Genomic DNA, 18,007 nt, shown 5'->3' with positions numbered 1-18,007 from the left:
TCTCGTCTGCGCCGTCACGTTGTGACGGGCCGTCGAGAAGATTCGGCCACCGTGGCCAACTCCCGGTGCACGCGGGCGGTCGTCCGGGAAAACAGACGACCCCCGGCACGGGTGTGCCGGGGGTCGTTCGTTCACTCGGCCGTCGGACGGCCGTCGTGCGGGTCGTGCACGGGGCGGGCGTCGATCAGACGTTGAACCCGAGCGCGCGCAGCTGCTCGCGGCCGTCGTCCGTGATCTTGTCCGGGCCCCACGGCGGCATCCACACCCAGTTGATGCGCAGTTCGCTGACGATGCCGTCCGTGGCCGACTTCGCCTGGTCCTCGATGACGTCCGTCAGCGGGCAGGCCGCCGAGGTGAGGGTCATGTCGAGGGTCGCGATGTTCGCGTCGTCGATGTGGATGCCGTAGATCAGGCCCAGGTTGACGACGTCGATGCCCAGCTCGGGGTCGACCACGTCGTAGAGGGCCTCGCGGACCTCTTCCTCGGTGGCCGGCTTGATGGACGCCTCGGGCGTCGCGTTCTCGGTCATGCCGTCTTCCTCTCGGCGTCGCCCAGTGCCTGGGCGGTCGCGTCCTTCCACGCCATCCAGCTCAGCAGAGCACACTTCACCCGGGCCGGGTACTTGGAGACGCCGGCGAACGCGACCGCGTCCTCCAGCACCTCCTCCATGGCCTCGTCGGGCTCCAGCTTGCCCTTGGACTGCATCAGCTCCAGGAAGACTTCCTGGATCTTCCGCGCCTCGCCCAGCTCCTTGCCGACGAGCAGCTCGTTCAGTATCGACGCGCCGGCCTGGCTGATGGAGCAGCCCTGGCCCTCGTACGAGATGTCCGTGAGGGTCTCGCCGTCGTACTTCACGCGCAGGGTGATCTCGTCACCGCACGTCGGGTTGACGTGGTGCACCTCGGCGTCGCCGTCGCGCAGGCCTCGCCCGCGCGGGTGCTTGTAGTGGTCCAGGATCAGTTCCTGGTACATCGATTCCAGCTTCACTGCGCCCTCGTCGCCCTCGTCGCTTCGTCTTATCCGAAGAAGTTCCGTACGTGCTCCAGCCCGTCGATCAGCGCGTCGACCTCGGCCGGAGAGGAGTACAGATAGAAAGACGCTCGCGTCGTCGCCGGAATTCCGTACCGGAGGCAGACCGGGCGGGCGCAGTGGTGTCCCACGCGGACCGCGATGCCCTGCTCGTCCAGTACCTGGCCGACGTCGTGCGGGTGGATGTCACCGAGCACGAAGGAGATCGCGGCGCCGCGGTCCTCGGCCGTGGTCGGGCCGATGATGCGCAGGTCGGGGACCTCCGAGAGCCGCTTGATCGCGTACTCGGTGATCGCGTGCTCGTGCGCGGCGATCTTGTCCATGCCGATCGCGGTCAGGTAGTCCACGGCCGCACCGAGGCCGACGGCCTGGGCGATCGGGGGCGTACCGGCCTCGAACTTGTGGGGCGCCGGGGCGTAGGTCGAGGAGTGCATCGAGACGGTTTCGATCATCTCGCCGCCGCCCAGGAAGGGCGGCAGGTCCTCGAGCAGCTCCTGGCGGCCCCAGAGGACGCCGATGCCGGTCGGGCCGCACATCTTGTGACCGGTGAAGGCCACGAAGTCGGCGCCGAGCGCCTGTACGTCGAGCGGCATGTGCGGTGCGGCCTGCGAGGCGTCGATCAGCACCAGCGCGCCGACCTCCTGCGCACGCCGGACGATCGCCTCGGTCGGGTTGACCGTGCCCATGATGTTGGAGACCAGCGTGAAGGAGACGATCTTCGTCTTCTCCGTGATGACCTCTTCGATGTTGGACAGGTCGAGCCGGCCGTCGTCGGTGAGGCCGAACCACTTCAGCTTCGCGCCGGTGCGCTGCGAGAGCAGCTGCCACGGCACGATGTTGGAGTGGTGCTCCATCTCCGTGATGGCGATCTCGGTCTCGCGGTCGACCCGGTAGGGCTCGTCCGCCCAGCCGAGCATGTTCGCGACCAGGTTGAGCGACTCCGAGGCGTTCTTGGTGAAGATCACCTCGTTGCGGCTCGGAGCGTTGATGAAGGCGGCGACCTTGTCGCGGGCGCCCTCGTACAGCGCCGTGGCCTCCTCGGCGAGCACGTGCACGCCGCGGTGGACGTTGGCGTTGTGCTGCTCGTAGTACTCGTTCAGCGCGTCGAGCACCTGGCGCGGCTTCTGCGAAGTCGCCGCGTTGTCCAGATAAACGATCTTCTTCCCGTCGTGGACCACACGATCCAGAAGGGGGAAGTCCTTGCGGATCGCCTCGATGTCGAGGAGGCCAGGCAACTGTGTCACGCGGTCGCGCCACCCTTCGTGCTGTACGACTCGTAGCCTTCGGCCTCCAGCTTGTCGGCGAGCTCGGCGCCACCGGACTCGACGATGCGGCCCTCGGAGAAGACGTGGACGAAGTCGGGCTTGATGTAGCGGAGGATCCGCGTGTAGTGCGTGATCAGCAGGGTGCCGACCTCGCCCGTGTCGCGGACGCGGTTGACGCCCTCGGAGACCTGGCGCAGGGCGTCCACGTCGAGGCCGGAGTCGGTCTCGTCGAGGATCGCGATCTTCGGCTTCAGGAGCTCCAGCTGGAGGATCTCGTGGCGCTTCTTCTCACCGCCGGAGAAGCCCTCGTTGACGTTGCGCTCGGCGAAGGCCGGGTCCATCTGGAGCTGCTCCATCGCGGACTTGACCTCCTTCACCCAGGTGCGCAGCTTCGGCGCCTCACCGCGGATCGCGGTGGCCGAGGTGCGCAGGAAGTTGGAGACCGAGACGCCGGGGATCTCGACCGGGTACTGCATGGCGAGGAAGACGCCGGCGCGGGCGCGCTCGTCGACGGACATCTCCAGGACGTCTTCGCCGTCGAGGGTCACGGTGCCGCTGGTGATGGTGTACTTCGGGTGACCGGCGAGCGCGTACGCGAGGGTGGACTTGCCGGAGCCGTTCGGACCCATGATGGCGTGCGTCTCACCCTGCTTGATGGTGAGGTTGACGCCCTTGAGGATCTCGCGGGCGCCCTGCTCGGCCTCGACGGAGACGTGCAGGTCGTGGATTTCAAGCGTTGCCATGGATACCTCAGGACTCCTGGGTGAGGGAGACGAGCACGTCGTCTCCTTCGATCTTTACGGGGTATACGGGGACGGGGCGCGTCGCGGGCAGACCGGACGGCTTGCCCGTGCGCAGGTCGAAGGCCGAGCCGTGCAGCCAGCACTCGATCATGCAGTCTTCGACCTCGCCCTCCGAGAGGGAGACGTTCGCGTGCGAGCAGATGTCGTTGATCGCGAACACCTCACCCTCGGCGCGGACGATCGACACCGGCGTGCCGTCGAGTTCGACCCGCTTGGGGGCGTTCTCCTCCAGCTCGCTCAGCGCACAGGCCTTGACATAGGTCATCAGACGGAACCCTGAAGCTCGGTTTCGATCTTCGCGAGCAGGCGCTCCTCGATGTCGGGGACACCGATCTGCTGCACGAGCTCACCGAAGAAGCCGCGCACGACCAGGCGGCGGGCCTCGTCGGCCGGGATGCCTCGGGCCTGGAGGTAGAAGAGCTGCTCGTCGTCGAAACGACCGGTGGCGGAGGCGTGGCCGGCGCCGACGATCTCGCCGGTCTCGATCTCCAGGTTCGGCACCGAGTCGACCCGCGCGCCGTCCGTGAGGACGAGGTTGCGGTTCATCTCGTAGGTGTCGGTGCCCTCGGCGGTCTTCTCGATGAGCACGTCACCGATCCAGACGGCGTGGGCGTCCTGGCCCTGGAGCGCGCCCTTGTAGACCACGTTCGACTTGCAGTGCGGGGCCTTGTGGTCGACCAGGAGGCGGTGCTCCTGGTGCTGACCGGCGTCCGTGAAGTACAGGCCGAAGAGCTCGGCCTCGCCGCCGGGACCGGCGTAGTTCACGCGCGGGTGCAGGCGGACGACGTCGCCGCCGAAGGTGACCACGATCGACTTGAAGGTCGCGTCGCGGCCGACCAGGGCGTTGTGCTGGGAGCAGTGGACGGCGGTGTCGTCCCAGTCCTGCACGGAGACCACGGTGAGCTTGGCGCCGTCGCCGACGAGGAAGTCCACGTTGGCGGCGCGCACGCCGTCACCGGTGTGGTCGATGACGATGACGGCCTCGGCGAAGGCCTGCACGTCGAAGACGGTGTGACCGAAGGTGGTGCCGCCCTCGCCGTGCAGCGTGACGCGCACGGGCTCGGTGAGGACCGCCTCCTTGGGCACGGTCACGACCGTGGCCTTGGCGAAGGACGAGAACGCCTGGGCGGCGATCCGGTCCACCGGGGTGCCGGCCTTGCCGATGCGCGCGTCGCCGCGCTCGACGGACTCGATCGTGACCACGTCGGGCGCGTCGATCTGGGCCTTCATGGTGCCGTTGGCGACCGCGGTGCCGTCGTGCAGGCCCTTGAGGCGGGCGAGCGGCGTGAAGCGCCACTCCTCCTCGCGCCCGTTGGGCACGGGGAAGTCCGCCACGTCGAAGGACGGGGGGGCACTCATCCGGGTGGCGACGGTGGACTCGGCGGCCACCGCGATCGCGCCGGCGGTGGTGGAACCCGCCGGAATGTTCTGAGCCTCAGCCATGGCTGTCGTGTTGCTCTCTTCCTTAAAGAATCTGCTGCGGGACGTCTGGCGGGCCGGGACTAACCGACCGAGCCTTCCATCTGCAGCTCGATCAGCCGGTTCAGCTCCAGCGCGTACTCCATCGGCAGCTCACGGGCGATCGGCTCGACGAAGCCGCGCACGATCATCGCCATGGCCTCGAACTCCGTCAGACCGCGGCTCATCAGGTAGAAGAGCTGGTCGTCGGAGACCTTGGAGACGGTCGCCTCGTGGCCCATCGACACGTCGTCCTCGCGGACGTCCACGTAGGGGTAGGTGTCCGAGCGGGAGATGGTGTCGACCAGGAGCGCGTCGCACAGCACGTTGGACTTGGAGCCGTGGGCGCCTTCGCCGATCTCGACCAGACCGCGGTACGAGGTGCGGCCGCCACCACGGGCCACCGACTTCGAGACGATGTTGGAGGAGGTGTTCGGCGCCATGTGGACCATCTTGGAGCCGGCGTCCTGGTGCTGGCCCTCGCCCGCGAAGGCGATGGAGAGCGTCTCGCCCTTGGCGTGCTCGCCCATCAGGTAGACGGCCGGGTACTTCATGGTGACCTTGGAACCGATGTTGCCGTCGATCCACTCCATGGTCGCGCCCTCGTACGCCACGGCGCGCTTGGTGACCAGGTTGTAGACGTTGTTCGACCAGTTCTGGATCGTCGTGTAGCGGCAGCGGCCGCCCTTCTTCACGATGATCTCGACCACGGCGCTGTGCAGCGAGTCCGAGGAGTAGATCGGGGCGGTGCAGCCCTCGACGTAGTGGACGTAGGCGTCCTCGTCGACGATGATCAGCGTCCGCTCGAACTGGCCCATGTTCTCCGTGTTGATACGGAAGTAGGCCTGGAGCGGGATGTCCACCTTGACGCCCTTGGGGACGTAGATGAACGAGCCGCCCGACCACACGGCGGTGTTCAGCGAGGCGAACTTGTTGTCGCCGACCGGGATGACCGTGCCGAAGTACTCCTGGAAGAGCTCCGGGTGCTCCTTGAGCGCGGTGTCCGTGTCGAGGAAGATGACGCCCTGCTCCTCCAGGTCCTCACGGATCTGGTGGTAGACGACCTCGGACTCGTACTGGGCCGCGACACCGGCGACGAGGCGCTGCTTCTCCGCCTCCGGGATGCCGAGCTTGTCGTACGTGTTCTTGATGTCCTCCGGCAGTTCCTCCCACGAAGCAGCCTGCTTCTCGGTGGAACGCACGAAGTACTTGATGTTGTCGAAGTCGATGCCCGAGAGGTCGGAACCCCAGTTGGGCATGGGCTTCTTGCCGAACAGCTTGAGGCCCTTGAGACGGAGGTTCAGCATCCACTCCGGCTCGGACTTCTTCGCCGAGATGTCGCGGACGACCTCCTCGGACAGGCCCCGCTTGGCGACCGCACCGGCCGCGTCGGAGTCGGCCCATCCGTATTCGTAGGTGCCCAGGCCATCGAGCTCAGGGTGAGCAGTCTCCGTGGTCATGCGGGGTTCCTCCCGGCCGTACTTGCAGATACTGATGTGTCGGTCTGTGTGGCGTCTGTGGCACCGACGCCGTTCCCACTGCGTGGAATGAACGTCGTGCACACCCCGTCGCCGTGGGCGATCGTGGCGAGACGCTGCACGTGCGTCCCGAGCAATCGGGAGAAGACCTCGGTCTCCGCCTCGCAGAGCTGCGGGAACTGCTCGGCGACGTGTGCGACCGGGCAGTGGTGCTGGCAGAGCTGTTCACCGCTGTGCGGACCGGGAGCGCTCTTCGCCGTAGCAGCGTACCCGTCTCCGGTCAACGCCCTGGCAAGGGCCTCGGTGCGCTGCGCCGGGTCGGCCGCTTCCACGGCTTCGCGGTAGGTCTCGGCCTGCGCCGTGAGCCTCGCCTTCGCGAAGGCGGCCACGGCCGCCTCGCCCTGCTCCCCGCCCCCGGCGACCTGCGCGATCCAGCGCATGGCGTCGGCGGCGAGCGAGTCGTAGGACTGGTCGAAGGCGTCACGACCGCAGTCGGTCAGCGCGAAGACCTTGGCGGGCCGGCCTCGGGTCCGCGCACCGTACACGCGCTGCTCACGGGGTTCGACCACGTCGTCGGCGACGAGCGTGTCGAGGTGGCGGCGAACGGCGGCCTGGGTGAGGCCGAGGCGCTGGGCGAGGTCGGCGACGGTGGAGGGACCGTGGTCCAGGATCGACCGCGCGACCCGGTTGCGGGTTGACCGCTCCCCGGTCGCGAGTTCGCCCTGGGGGGCCTCGCTCATCCGTTCGCCGTATTTCACAACGCCATTGTTGCGTAATTAGTCGCGCCCCGACAAGCCGTGATGGAGGCCACCTCTGGTGGCCTCCATCACTAAGGGTTACCTTATTTATCCACGGAGCGTTATACGGAAGTCGACGCTCCGCTCTCGCGCAGGGCCCCGCCGGTGAACCAATAAACGGCTCCGACCAGCAATCCCCCGCCCACGACGTTCCCCGGCACGGTGAACATCAGATTCCGGAAAAGATCACCGAATCCGGCTGAGCCATCCAGGATCGCGAGGCTGAAAACAGCCATGTTCGCTACACAGTGTTCGAATCCGACGGCGACGAAAACGGCCACCGGCAGCCACAGGACGAAAATCTTGGCGGCATCGCCGCGGGCCCGGGTGAACATCCAGATGGCCAGGCAGACCAGCATGTTGCAGAGCACCGCGCGCCAGAACAGCTGCCCGCCGCTCAGCGCCATCTTCCCGTGCACCATCTCGGTGAGCATGGTCCGCGCCGAGGGCGAGGAAGCCACCCCCGAGGCGTGCACCATGGCCCCGAAGGCGAAGGCTCCGACCAGGTTCCCGGCCAGGGAGAGCGTCCAGGACAGGATCAGGTCCCTGGGGCCGGTCCGCCCGGACAGCGCGCCGACCAGCATGACCATCACATTGCTGGTGAAGAGCTGGGCGCCGGCGAACATCACGATGGTCAGGGCGATCGGGAAGACCGCACCCTCCAGCAGTTTCACGGCCGGCGAACCCTTGGCCACGAACGGGGAGATCGCGACCAGGAGCAGCACCTCGCCGACGGCGATGTAGGCGCCCGCGAGCATCGCCGAGACGAAGTAGCGCGGCGGATGCCCGAGGTCATGGGCCTTGTGCTCGGCCTGCCCCGAGGTGGCTTCGACGTTCTGAGCGATGCTGTTCACCATTCGACGTTAGGCCCCGGCCCCGCTCCCGAACGGACGAAAAAGTCACGAATGCGCAGGTCCGTGACCCTTCGGGGGCGGGACCTACGACCCCACCCCGGTCACCTCCCGCGGCTCCGTAGACTCACTTCCCATGAGCAACGACCCCGCCGTGGAAATCCGCGGACTGGTGAAGCGGTACGGCCCCAAAACCGCGGTGGACGGCCTGGACCTCACCGTCCGGAGGGCCTCGGTCACCGCAGTCCTTGGTCCCAACGGCGCGGGCAAAACGACCACTGTGGAAACCTGCGAGGGCTACCGCCGCCCCGACGCCGGCTCCGTCCGCGTCCTCGGCCTCGACCCCGTCGCGCAGGCCGAGTCCCTGCGCCCGCGCATCGGCGTGATGCTGCAGTCCGGCGGCGTCTACTCCGGCGCCCGGGCCGTCGAGATGCTGCGCCACATGGCCAAGCTCTACGCCGACCCCCTGGACGTGCCCACCCTGGTGGAACGCCTCGGCCTCGGCGGCTGCGGCCGCACCGCCTACCGCCGGCTCTCCGGCGGCCAGCAGCAGCGCCTGGCCCTCGCCATGGCCGTCGTCGGCCGCCCCGAGCTGGTCTTCCTGGACGAGCCGACCGCCGGCCTCGACCCGCAGGCCCGCCGCGCGACCTGGGAACTCGTACGGGAACTGCGCGCCGACGGGGTCTCGGTCGTGCTCACCACCCACCACATGGACGAGGCCGAGCAGCTCGCGGACGAGGTCGCCATCGTCGACGCCGGCAAGGTCATCGCCCACGGCACCCCCGAGGCGCTGTGCCGCGGCGGCGCCGAGAACACCCTGCGCTTCACCGGCCGCCCCTCCCTCGACCTCGCCTCGCTGCTGAAGGCCCTGCCCGACGGCACCCAGGCCGCCGAGCTCCTCCCCGGCGTCTACCGGGTCACCGGCGACGTCGACCCCCAGCTGCTGGCCACCGTCGCCTCCTGGTGCGCGCAGCACGGGGTGATGCCCGACAGCCTCTCGGTGGAGCGGCACACCCTCGAAGACGTTTTTCTGGAGCTCACCGGTAAGGAGCTGCGTTCATGACGCCGATCGCCACCGACCCTCGCCGGGGGTCCGGGGGTTGTCCCCCGGGAAGGCACAGCCTGGAGCTCACCGGTAAGGAGCTGCGCGCATGAGCGCCGGTACGTTCACCCCCCGCCCGGGGGCCGCGCCCGTGTCCCGCATGATCCTGGCGCAGACCGCGCTGGAGACCCGGATGCTGCTGCGCAACGGGGAGCAGCTCCTGCTGACCGTGATCATCCCGGCGCTGCTGCTCGTACTCTTCTCGGCGGTCGACATCATCGATGTCGGCGCCGGCAAGTCCGTGGACTTCCTCGCCCCCGGAATCCTGGCGCTGGCCGTCATGTCCACCGCCTTCACCGGCCAGGCCATCGCCACCGGCTTCGACCGGCGCTACGGGGTCCTCAAGCGGCTCGGGGCCTCCCCGCTGCCGCGCTGGGCGCTGATGGCCGCCAAGACGCTGTCCGTGCTGGTCACCGAGGTGCTGCAGATCGCGCTGCTGACGGTGATCGCCTTCGCCCTGGGCTGGTCCCCGCACGGCAACCCGCTGTCCGTCGCCGCGCTGGTCCTGCTCGGCACCGCGGCCTTCTCCGGGCTCGGCCTGCTGATGGCCGGCACCCTCAGGGCGGAGGCCACCCTGGCCGCCGCCAACCTGGTCTTCCTGCTGCTCCTGGTCGGCGGCGGGGTGATCGTGCCGATGGACAAGTTCCCCGGCGCGGTCCAGTCCGTCCTCGGCCTGCTCCCGATCTCCGCCCTCTCGAACGGGCTGCGCGAGGTGCTCCAGCACGGGGCCGCGCTGCCCTGGGGCGACGTGGCGATCCTGGCGGCCTGGGCCGTACTCGGTCTGGGCGCGGCCGGAAGGTTCTTCCGCTGGGAGTGAATCCCTTCCCCCGAGCGTTGCCCCCGCAGGAGGATGGTCGCCTCCACAGGGGAGCGCACCACAGACGCCGGGGGGCGGCATGGCGCAGCGGGAGGCCGTTCTGCGGCTGGACGAACAGTGGGCACGGATCCGGTCGGGCGCGGCGCACGCGGAGCCCGCGGAGGCCGACGCCCTGCTGGCCGAGCTGATCGGAGCCCTGCGCGAGCCGGCCCGCACCGACGCCGAGTGCGCGGCCCGGCTGGGTCTGCGCCTCGGCGACCTGGCGGCCCGCCGGTTCGCCGACGGGGACCGGGCCGGGGCCCTGGCCGCCATCGAGGAGGGGCTGCGGTTCTCGCAGCAGGCGGCCGGGCACGCAGCCGAGTACGCCCGCTGGTACGCCCGGGGCCTGATCAACCAGGGGGTCTGGCTGTCCTGGCCCCTGAGCGACGGGGAGCGGCTGCCGAAGCACCCGCTGGGCCCCGGCTCCGAGAGCGGCCCGAGCGCCATGGAGCGGGCCGCCGGCGAGCGGGCCCGGGACGTGACGCACGGCGCGGTGGAGGTCTGGGCGGCCCTGGACCAGGAGGATCCGGTCAATCAGCGAGGCCTCGCGCAGGCGAAGGTGTTCCTCGGCGACCGGCTCGCGGAGCTGGGCCTGGCCGAGGAGTCCGTGGCCTGGGCGGTCGACGCGGAGGGCTCCTTCCGGCGGCTGCTGCTCGCCGATCCCGGCTCCGACGAGTCGCAGGAGGCCGAGGAGGCCCTGGACCACATCGGCCGCCAGCTCGAACTGCGGCTGCGCTTCCTGTCCTTCGCTTCGCTGTCCGGCCTGCGCACGCGCGGGCTGCTGCCCGAACGGCTGCTGCCCCAGGCCGTGGTGGCCGCCCGCATCCAGGGCGTGCCCGAGGCGGAGATCGCCGCCCGGCTGGGCCTGGAGGCCGACCAGGTCCACACGATGCTGGAGGTGACCCCCTGGATCGCGGTGTGGCGCGTCGAGGTCCGCGGCTCCGACGGACTGTGGAACGTACGGCCACATCCCTGGCACAGCGGGGCGGAAGTGAGGAACAGGACAGCAGAGGAGGTAGGGGCCGAATTGGTACGCGGCTTCGCGGCCTCGGCCGACTACCCGGGCGAGGGCGCGCATTGGCGGGTCCGCGTGTGGTGGCATGCGGAAGGCGACCCGGCCGGGGCCCGGTTCCGCCTGGCCCTCGGCCCCGACGGAGTGGCCGCCACCCCCTCGTGAAACTTTGCACAAGTGTCCGCGTACGATAAACGCCGTGTTGACCCCCCTCGCATATCTCGCCCGCCGCTGGACGCCGTCACCCCGGACCGTCCAGCGGGCCGCGCTCGCAGCGGTGCTCATGAGCGTCGTCATCGTCGTCACCGGCGGCGCGGTGCGGCTGACCGGATCCGGTCTCGGCTGCGACACCTGGCCCAAGTGCACCGACGACAGCCTGATCGTGACCCAGGAGCAGGGCTTCCACGGCGCCATCGAGTTCGGCAACCGCATGCTGACGTACGTGCTCTGCGCGGCCGTTGGCTGGGCGATCACCGCCGCCCGCTGCGCCACGCCGTGGCGCCGCTCGCTGACCCGGCTCGGCTGGCTCCAGTTCGCCATCGTGATGGGCAACGCGGTCCTCGGCGGCATCACCGTCCTGACGGGCCTCAACCCCTACAGCGTGGCCGGGCACTTCATGCTCGCCACCTCGCTGATCACCGTGACGACGATCACCTGGCAGCGCACCCGCGAGGGTGACGGCCCGGCCCGGCCGCGCGTGCCCGCTCCGGTGCGCAAGCTCTCCTGGGCGCTGCTCGCGGCCACCGTCGTGCTGATCGCGGCGGGCACGGTGGTCACCGGTTCCGGCCCGCACGCCGGCGACAGCAGCGAGATCCGGCGGATGCCCTTCGACTGGTCGGCCACCGCCCACGTCCACGCGATCTCCGCCTGGGTGGTGTGCGCGCTCGCCGTGGCGATGTGGCTGGTGCTGCGCGTGGTCGACGCCCCCGTGGACACCCGGGCGCGCGCCCGCGACCTGCTGATCGTGCTGCTCGCCCAGGGCGCCATCGGCTACGTCCAGTACTTCACCGACGTGCCCGAGGCCCTCGTGGCGGCCCACATGCTCGGCTCCTGCCTGGTGTGGATCTCGGTGGTCCGGGTGGCCCTGAGCCTGCGCGAGCGTCCGGCCGAGCAGGCCGGGATCCCCGCGCAGAACGACGCCCGGCTCGCCGCGGTCTGACCCACCGGACGTCCACCGGGCGCCCCTTCCGGTGTCCACCGGGCGCCCCTCCGGGCGTCAGCCCCGTTCGTCCAGCCGGTAGACGCGGCGGGCGTTGCCCGCCGCGACCATCGCCGCCACCCGCTCCGCGTCCCGCCAGGACCAGGAGCCGTCGGCGACCCAGCCGCCGAGCACCCGGCCGAGCGACTCCCGGAAGGCCAGCGCGCCCACGGCGTGCAGTTCGGGCAGTTGCCGTCCGCCGCCGGAGAACATCAGCTTTCCGAAGGGCGCGGTCTCCAGGCATTCCGCCAGCACGGCGGCCGCCCGCGCCCCCGTGGGCCCCAGCGCCGCGCCGAGGTCGGCGTGGACGTGCGGGAAGGCCGCGGCCAGCCGTGCGGCCTGCCGGTGCTGGGGGTACCCGCCGATCAGGACCAGCCGCGCACCCAGGCCCTCGGTCGCCCGTACGAACCCGGTCAGCCGCTCCGGCGCCCCCGACTCCGCGCCCGTGTGCAGCTGGAGCGGCAGCCCCGAGGACACCGCGCTCCACGCCAGGTGCCGCAGGAGTACGGGATCCCGTACGGCCCCGCCCTTGGCGCGCGCGGCCAGCCAGCGCCCGGCCGCACCCCGCACTTCGCCCGGACCGGGCGGCTCGGGCGCGGCTTCGAGCGCCGCCGTCCAGGCGCGACCCGCCTCCCCGGCACCGCAGGTGAAGGCCACGGCCCCGGCGGCGGCGTGATGGACCGCCCCCGCGAGGTTGGCCAGGAAGGCGGCCACGGTCCCCGAGGTGTCCGCCGCCTGCTCGGCCAGCAGCTCCGGCCGCACCAGCTCGAAGGCCTCCGCACCGCCCGCCAGGGCCAGTTCCTTGGGCCCGGTGAGGTCCCCGGGCAGCCCGGTGTCGACGAGCCGGGCGCCGACCCCGCAGCCGCGCAGCAGTCGGCGGGCCGACTCGGCGGCGCCGAGCTCGCGCCGCCGGGCGAGGTAGCGGACGGGGGCGCAGTGCGGTTCGAGCCCGAGCAGCGGCGGGCACCAGCGGCGCACGGCGAAGCCGGTCTGGGTGTCGAAGAAGGTGGTGCCGGCGGCGGGCGGGCCGGCCGAGGGGATCAGCTGGGCCTCGAAGGTGGCGAGGCCCAGCTCCGTGCGGAGCACTCCCTGGCAGTACTGGTCCACCAGGGGCGGCGTTTCGATCATCCGGGCATCCCGTTGCGGACGTGAGGAAGGGGCTTCCACACGTCCTAACGGGTGAGCGGGGTGTGAGGTGTTGCTCGCGCTGTTGACCGAGCGGGTGACGCGGAAACGATCAAGCCAATGATCAAGCCAAGATCGACCGGGTCAGGCCGCGGGATTCGCGGTTCCGCCGAGCTGCATGCCGGCCATCCGGGACCACTCGTACGGCCCCGTCCGCACCCGCGCGGCGAACTCGCCGTCGAACTCCTCGTGGAGGGTCAGCCCGGCCTTCTCCGCCGCGAGCCGCGCGGTGTCGTACGCAGGGGCCACCAGGTCGCCCCACTCGCCGTCGGTGCCGACGAGGACGATCCGGGTGCCCGCCTGGCCGATGTGCGCGAGGTGGCCCTCGGCGCCGCCGTGCTGCTTGGCGAACGCGCCGATCTGCTTGGCCAGCTTCGCGGCCGTACGGTCCTGCTTCTTGTCCGCCGTGGCGGCGGTCTCCTCGGTGTCTGCCATGAAGGGCATGCTACCGGCCGGTAACGAGCGGAGGAAGGTTCACCGCTGAAGGATCACCGGCGCGGATCACCGCTGAAGGATCAACGGAGGAAGGGATCCACCGCGACGGCCACGAACAGCAGCGACACGTAGGTGATCGACCAGTGGAACAGCCGCATCTCCTTGAGCTTCGCGCCCGTCACGCCCGACTTGGCGCGCGCGTTGAGCCCGTGCGCCTCCCACAGCCACCAGCCGCCGGCCACCAGGGCGACCGAGGTGTAGAACCAGCCGGTGTACCCCAGCGGGGTCAGCAGCAGCGAGACCGCCACCATCACCCAGCTGTAGAGGACGATCTGCTTGGCCACGGCCTTGTTGCCCGCGACGACCGGCAGCATCGGCACGCCGACCCGCGCGTAGTCGTCCTTCACCTTCATCGACAGCGGCCAGTAGTGCGGCGGCGTCCAGAAGAAGATGACGAGGAAGAGGATGACCGCGGCCCAGGAGACCTCGTTCTTCACGGCCGACCAGCCGATGAGCACCGGCATGCAGCCCGCGATGCCGCCCCAGACGATGTTCTGGGAGGTGCGCCGCTTCAACAGCATCGTGTAGACGACGACATAGAAGAGGAGCGCGCCGAGCGCGAGCGCGGCCGACAGCCAGTTGATCAGCAGCCCGAAGAACAGGGTGGACGCGATCCCCAGCGTGATGCCGAAGACCAGGCACTCCCGCGGGCTGACCATGCCGGTCACCAGCGGGCGTCCCGAGGTCCGGTCCATCAGCGCGTCGATGTCGCGGTCGATGTACATGTTCAGCGCGTTGGCGCCGCCCGCGGACAGATAACCGCCGAAGCAGGTGGCGAGGACCAGCCACAGCGAAGGCACGCCCTGCTCGGCGAGGAACATCACCGGCACGGTCGTGATGAGCAGAAGCTCGATGATCCGCGGCTTGGTCAGTGCCACGAAAGCCATGGCCCGGGCCCCGAACGGCCGGTGGTTGGGGCTCGTCCCGAGCACCCCCGCTGGACGGGATTCGACGGCCGTCACGCACACCCCTGACAGAGAATCCAGCAAGCTCCGACGTGAACCTTTTAAACATGAAGGTCGCGTAAAGGCTTGCGCGTACCACGCCACTCTAGACGTAGCCATTGGCTCGTCCCGCGCGGGGGTCGCCCCGTGTTGGTCCGATCGGCGCTGAGACGTCACGCGTGGACCGCGGGTACTCGAATAGCTGCACGCTGTGGCGGGGGTAGGCTCGGAATCGCGCCGGTGCACCGTTCGTCACCGGGACTAGACATGTGGAGAGGAGCCCTGACCCACGGTGAGCACCAAGCCGACGACCACAGAGCTCGACTGGACCGAACTGGACCAGCGTGCTGTCGACACCGCCCGGATCCTGGCCGCCGACGCGGTACAGAAGGTCGGTAACGGCCACCCCGGTACGGCGATGAGCCTGGCCCCCGCCGCGTACACCCTCTTCCAGAAGGTGATGCGGCACGACCCGGCGGACCCGGAGTGGGTCGGCCGCGACCGTTTCGTGCTCTCCGCGGGTCACTCCTCGCTGACCCTCTACACCCAGCTGTACCTCGGCGGGTTCGGGCTCGAGCTGGACGACCTGAAGGCCTTCCGCACCTGGGGTTCGAAGACCCCGGGCCACCCGGAGTACGGCCACACCGCGGGCGTCGAGACCACCACCGGCCCGCTGGGCCAGGGCATCGCCAACGCGGTGGGCATGGCCATGGCCGCCCGCTACGAGCGCGGCCTGTTCGACCCCGAGGCCCCCACGGGCGCCTCCCCCTTCGACCACATGGTCTACGCGATCGCGGGCGACGGCTGCCTCCAGGAGGGCATCTCCCACGAGGCGTCCGCGCTGGCAGGCCACCAGAAGCTCGGCAACCTGGTGCTGCTGTGGGACGACAACCACATCTCCATCGAGGGCGACACCGAGACGGCCGTCTCCGAGGACACCCTCCAGCGCTACGAGGCGTACGGCTGGCACGTCCAGCGTGTCGCGCAGCAGGAGAACGGCGACCTCGACCCGAAGGCGCTGTTCGCCGCCCTGCAGGCCGCCAAGGCCGAGACGGAGCGCCCCTCCTTCATCGCGGCCCGCTCGATCATCGCCTGGCCGGCCCCGCACGCCCAGGGCACCGAGGCCTCGCACGGCTCGGCCCTCGGCAACGACGAGGTCGCCGCCACCAAGCGCGTGCTCGGCTTCGACCCGGAGCAGACCTTCGAGGTCTCCGACGAGGTCATCGCGCACACCCGCGCCCTCGGCGACCGCGGCCGCGAGGCCCGCGCCGCGTGGGAGAAGGAGTTCTCCGCCTGGCGCACCGCCAACCCGGAGCGCGCCGCCGAGTTCGACCGCATCAACGCCAACGAGCTGCCCGCGGGCTGGGAGGACAAGCTCCCCGTCTTCGAGGCCGGCAAGGGCGTCGCCACCCGCGCCGCCTCGGGCAAGGTCCTCGAAGCGCTCGGCGCGGTCATCCCGGAGCTGTGGGGCGGCTCGGCCGACCTGGCCGGCTCCAACAACACGACCATCGACAAGAACTCCTCGTTCCTGCCGGTGGGCAACCCGCTGCCGGAGGCCGACCCGTACGGCCGCACCATCCACTTCGGCATCCGCGAGCACGCCATGGCCGCGGCCATGAACGGCATCGCCCTGCACGGCCACACCCGCGTCTACGGCGGCACCTTCCTGGTGTTCTCCGACTACATGCGCAACGCCGTGCGCCTCTCCGCGCTGATGCACGTGCCCGTCACCTACGTGTGGACGCACGACTCCATCGGCCTCGGCGAGGACGGCCCGACCCACCAGCCGGTCGAGCACGTCGCCTCGCTGCGCGCCATCCCGGGCCTGAACGTGGTCCGCCCGGCCGACGCGAACGAGACCGCCGTCGCCTGGCGCGAGATCCTCAAGCGCCACACCAAGGTCTTCGGCAAGGGCGCCCCGCACGGTCTGGCGCTCACCCGCCAGGGCGTGCCGACCTACGAGCGCAACGAGGACGCCGCCAAGGGCGGGTACGTGCTCTTCGAGGCGGAGGGCGGCGACGCCCAGGTCGTCCTCATCGGCACCGGCTCCGAGGTCCAGCTCGCCGTCGCCGCGCGCGAGGCGCTGCAGGCCGAGGGCGTCCCGGCGCGGGTCGTCTCGATGCCGTCCGTCGAGTGGTTCGAGGAGCAGTCCCAGGAATACAAGGACAGCGTCCTGCCGCCTTCGGTCAAGGCGCGTGTCGCGGTCGAGGCCGGCATCGGTCTGACCTGGCACCGCTACGTCGGCGACGCGGGCCGGATCGTCTCGCTGGAGCACTTCGGTGCCTCGGCCGACGGCGCCGTCCTGTACCGCGAGTTCGGCCTCACCGCCGAAGCCGTGACCGCCGCCGCACGCGAGTCGCTCGCCGCCGTCGCGCGCTGACTCCCGCCCCCAGACCAGTAGGAGATGCAATTCCCATGACAGACGCACTGAAGCGCCTTTCCGACGAGGGCGTGGCGATCTGGCTGGACGACCTGTCCCGCAAGCGGATCACGTCCGGCAACCTGGCCGAGCTCATCGACCAGCAGCACGTGGTCGGTGTCACCACCAACCCGGCGATCTTCCAGAAGGCGATCAGCGGCGGCGAGGGGTACGGGCAGCAGCTCGCCGACCTGGCCGCCCGCAAGGTCACCGTCGAAGAGGCGATCCGCATGATCACCACGGCGGACGTCCGTGACGCCGCCGACATCCTGCGCCCGGTCTACGACGCGACCGAGGGCCAGGACGGCCGGGTCTCGATCGAGGTCGACCCGCGCCTGGCCCACAACACCCCGGCGACCATCGCCGAGGCCAAGCAGCTCGCGTGGCTGGTGGACCGTCCGAACACGCTCATCAAGATCCCGGCGACCAAGGCCGGCCTGCCGGCGATCACCGAGGTCATCGGCAAGGGCATCAGCGTCAACGTCACGCTGATCTTCTCGCTGGAGCGCTACCGCGAGGTCATGGACGCGTACCTGGCGGGCCTGGAGAAGGCGAAGGCCGCGGGCCTGGACCTCTCCAAGATCCACTCGGTCGCCTCCTTCTTCGTGTCCCGCGTGGACTCCGAGATCGACAAGCGCCTGGACGCCGTCGGCACCGACGAGGCCAAGGCCCTCAAGGGCAAGGCGGCGCTCGCGAACGCCCGTCTGGCCTACGAGGCCTACGAAGAGGTCTTCTCCACCGAGCGCTGGGCCGCCCTGGACAAGGCGCACGCCAACAAGCAGCGTCCGCTCTGGGCCTCGACCGGCGTCAAGGACCCGGCGTACAAGGACACCCTGTACGTGGTGGACCTGGTCGCCCCCGGCACCGTGAACACCATGCCCGAGGGCACCCTCGAGGCCACCGCCGACCACGGCGTGGTCGAGGGCGACACCATCTCCGGCACGTACGAGCAGTCGCGCGCCGAGCTCGCCGCGGTCGCGAAGCTGGGCATTTCGTACGACGATGTGGTGCAGCTGCTCGAAGAAGAGGGCGTCGAGAAGTTCGCGGTGTCCTGGAACGACCTGCTGAAGTCGACCGAGGCGGAGCTTGAGCGCCTCGCCCCCACGGAGGCCTGA

Annotated in this window: 18 protein-coding genes; 6 read left to right on the top strand and 12 right to left on the bottom strand. The window is 70.0% G+C overall.

What is annotated here, in order from left to right:
- Positions 1-184 precede the first annotated feature (184 nt).
- The 9 genes from OG898_RS22150 to OG898_RS22110 all read right to left on the bottom strand — a co-directional run bounded on the left by OG898_RS22150 (position 185) and on the right by OG898_RS22110 (position 7,684).
- On the bottom strand, positions 185-529 hold the full coding sequence (locus tag OG898_RS22150; RefSeq protein WP_030009139.1) for a metal-sulfur cluster assembly factor: 345 nt from the start codon (positions 527-529) through the stop codon (positions 185-187).
- Positions 526-987 (bottom strand): Fe-S cluster assembly sulfur transfer protein SufU, encoded by a 462-nt coding sequence (gene sufU / locus OG898_RS22145; RefSeq protein WP_250742305.1) that lies wholly within the window; start codon positions 985-987, stop codon positions 526-528. The genes OG898_RS22150 and sufU overlap by 4 nt, the downstream gene beginning before the upstream one ends.
- A 29-nt stretch (positions 988-1,016) precedes the next feature.
- Entirely contained in the window at positions 1,017-2,273 is a 1,257-nt protein-coding gene (locus OG898_RS22140; RefSeq protein WP_250742306.1) for a cysteine desulfurase, read from the bottom strand.
- Positions 2,270-3,037 (bottom strand): Fe-S cluster assembly ATPase SufC, encoded by a 768-nt coding sequence (sufC, locus tag OG898_RS22135; protein WP_250742307.1) that lies wholly within the window; start codon positions 3,035-3,037, stop codon positions 2,270-2,272. Before sufC ends, OG898_RS22140 begins: the two co-directional genes overlap by 4 nt.
- 7 nt (positions 3,038-3,044) lie before the next feature.
- Complete coding sequence (locus tag OG898_RS22130) at positions 3,045-3,362, bottom strand: bifunctional 3-phenylpropionate/cinnamic acid dioxygenase ferredoxin subunit (protein WP_250742308.1); 318 nt, start codon at positions 3,360-3,362, stop codon at positions 3,045-3,047.
- The gene (sufD, locus tag OG898_RS22125; RefSeq protein ID WP_250742309.1) at positions 3,362-4,540 is read right to left on the bottom strand and encodes a Fe-S cluster assembly protein SufD; all 1,179 of its coding nucleotides are present in this window, start codon (positions 4,538-4,540) and stop codon (positions 3,362-3,364) included. Before sufD ends, OG898_RS22130 begins: the two co-directional genes overlap by 1 nt.
- 59 nt (positions 4,541-4,599) lie before the next feature.
- The gene (gene sufB, locus OG898_RS22120; protein WP_250742310.1) at positions 4,600-6,015 is read right to left on the bottom strand and encodes a Fe-S cluster assembly protein SufB; all 1,416 of its coding nucleotides are present in this window, start codon (positions 6,013-6,015) and stop codon (positions 4,600-4,602) included.
- Positions 6,012-6,773, bottom strand: coding sequence for a metalloregulator ArsR/SmtB family transcription factor (locus tag OG898_RS22115; RefSeq protein ID WP_250742311.1), 762 nt, complete (start codon positions 6,771-6,773; stop codon positions 6,012-6,014). Before OG898_RS22115 ends, sufB begins: the two co-directional genes overlap by 4 nt.
- 119 nt (positions 6,774-6,892) lie before the next feature.
- The gene (locus OG898_RS22110) at positions 6,893-7,684 is read right to left on the bottom strand and encodes a formate/nitrite transporter family protein (RefSeq protein ID WP_266958828.1); all 792 of its coding nucleotides are present in this window, start codon (positions 7,682-7,684) and stop codon (positions 6,893-6,895) included.
- Positions 7,685-7,817: 133 nt separating this feature from the next.
- Here OG898_RS22110 and OG898_RS22105 point away from each other — a divergent pair, with 133 nt between their 5' ends.
- From OG898_RS22105 to OG898_RS22090, 4 genes are all read left to right on the top strand, one after another.
- Positions 7,818-8,744 carry an ABC transporter ATP-binding protein gene (locus tag OG898_RS22105; protein WP_250742313.1) on the top strand — a complete coding sequence of 309 codons (927 nt, stop codon included), beginning with the start codon at positions 7,818-7,820 and terminating at the stop codon, positions 8,742-8,744.
- 88 nt (positions 8,745-8,832) lie between these two features.
- Positions 8,833-9,600, top strand: a complete 768-nt coding sequence (locus tag OG898_RS22100) for an ABC transporter permease (protein ID WP_266958826.1) — start codon at positions 8,833-8,835, stop codon at positions 9,598-9,600.
- Positions 9,601-9,679: 79 nt separating this feature from the next.
- A complete protein-coding gene (locus OG898_RS22095; protein WP_266958825.1) occupies positions 9,680-10,816 on the top strand; it encodes a hypothetical protein in 1,137 nt (378 codons plus the stop codon).
- 25 nt (positions 10,817-10,841) lie between these two features.
- On the top strand, positions 10,842-11,810 hold the full coding sequence (locus OG898_RS22090) for a heme A synthase (protein ID WP_266960375.1): 969 nt from the start codon (positions 10,842-10,844) through the stop codon (positions 11,808-11,810).
- Positions 11,811-11,867: 57 nt separating this feature from the next.
- On the opposite strand, the gene OG898_RS22085 is transcribed toward OG898_RS22090, so the two are convergent.
- The 3 genes from OG898_RS22085 to OG898_RS22075 form a co-directional block, all read right to left on the bottom strand.
- Positions 11,868-12,977 (bottom strand): amidohydrolase family protein, encoded by a 1,110-nt coding sequence (locus tag OG898_RS22085; RefSeq protein ID WP_266958823.1) that lies wholly within the window; start codon positions 12,975-12,977, stop codon positions 11,868-11,870.
- A 141-nt stretch (positions 12,978-13,118) separates the two neighbouring features.
- Positions 13,119-13,469 carry a hypothetical protein gene (locus OG898_RS22080; RefSeq protein WP_250742317.1) on the bottom strand — a complete coding sequence of 117 codons (351 nt, stop codon included), beginning with the start codon at positions 13,467-13,469 and terminating at the stop codon, positions 13,119-13,121.
- An 80-nt stretch (positions 13,470-13,549) separates the two neighbouring features.
- Positions 13,550-14,497 carry a heme o synthase gene (locus OG898_RS22075; protein WP_250742345.1) on the bottom strand — a complete coding sequence of 316 codons (948 nt, stop codon included), beginning with the start codon at positions 14,495-14,497 and terminating at the stop codon, positions 13,550-13,552.
- A 268-nt stretch (positions 14,498-14,765) separates the two neighbouring features.
- Here OG898_RS22075 and tkt point away from each other — a divergent pair, with 268 nt between their 5' ends.
- Both tkt and tal read left to right on the top strand, forming a co-directional pair.
- On the top strand, positions 14,766-16,853 hold the full coding sequence (tkt, locus tag OG898_RS22070; protein ID WP_250742318.1) for a transketolase: 2,088 nt from the start codon (positions 14,766-14,768) through the stop codon (positions 16,851-16,853).
- 35 nt (positions 16,854-16,888) lie between these two features.
- Complete coding sequence (tal, locus tag OG898_RS22065; protein WP_250742319.1) at positions 16,889-18,007, top strand: transaldolase; 1,119 nt, start codon at positions 16,889-16,891, stop codon at positions 18,005-18,007.

Origin of the sequence: Streptomyces sp. NBC_00193 (assembly GCF_026342735.1) — a bacterium.
Classification (GTDB): domain Bacteria; phylum Actinomycetota; class Actinomycetes; order Streptomycetales; family Streptomycetaceae; genus Streptomyces; species Streptomyces stoeckheimensis.
This window is presented reverse-complemented; position numbering and strand designations above follow the sequence as displayed.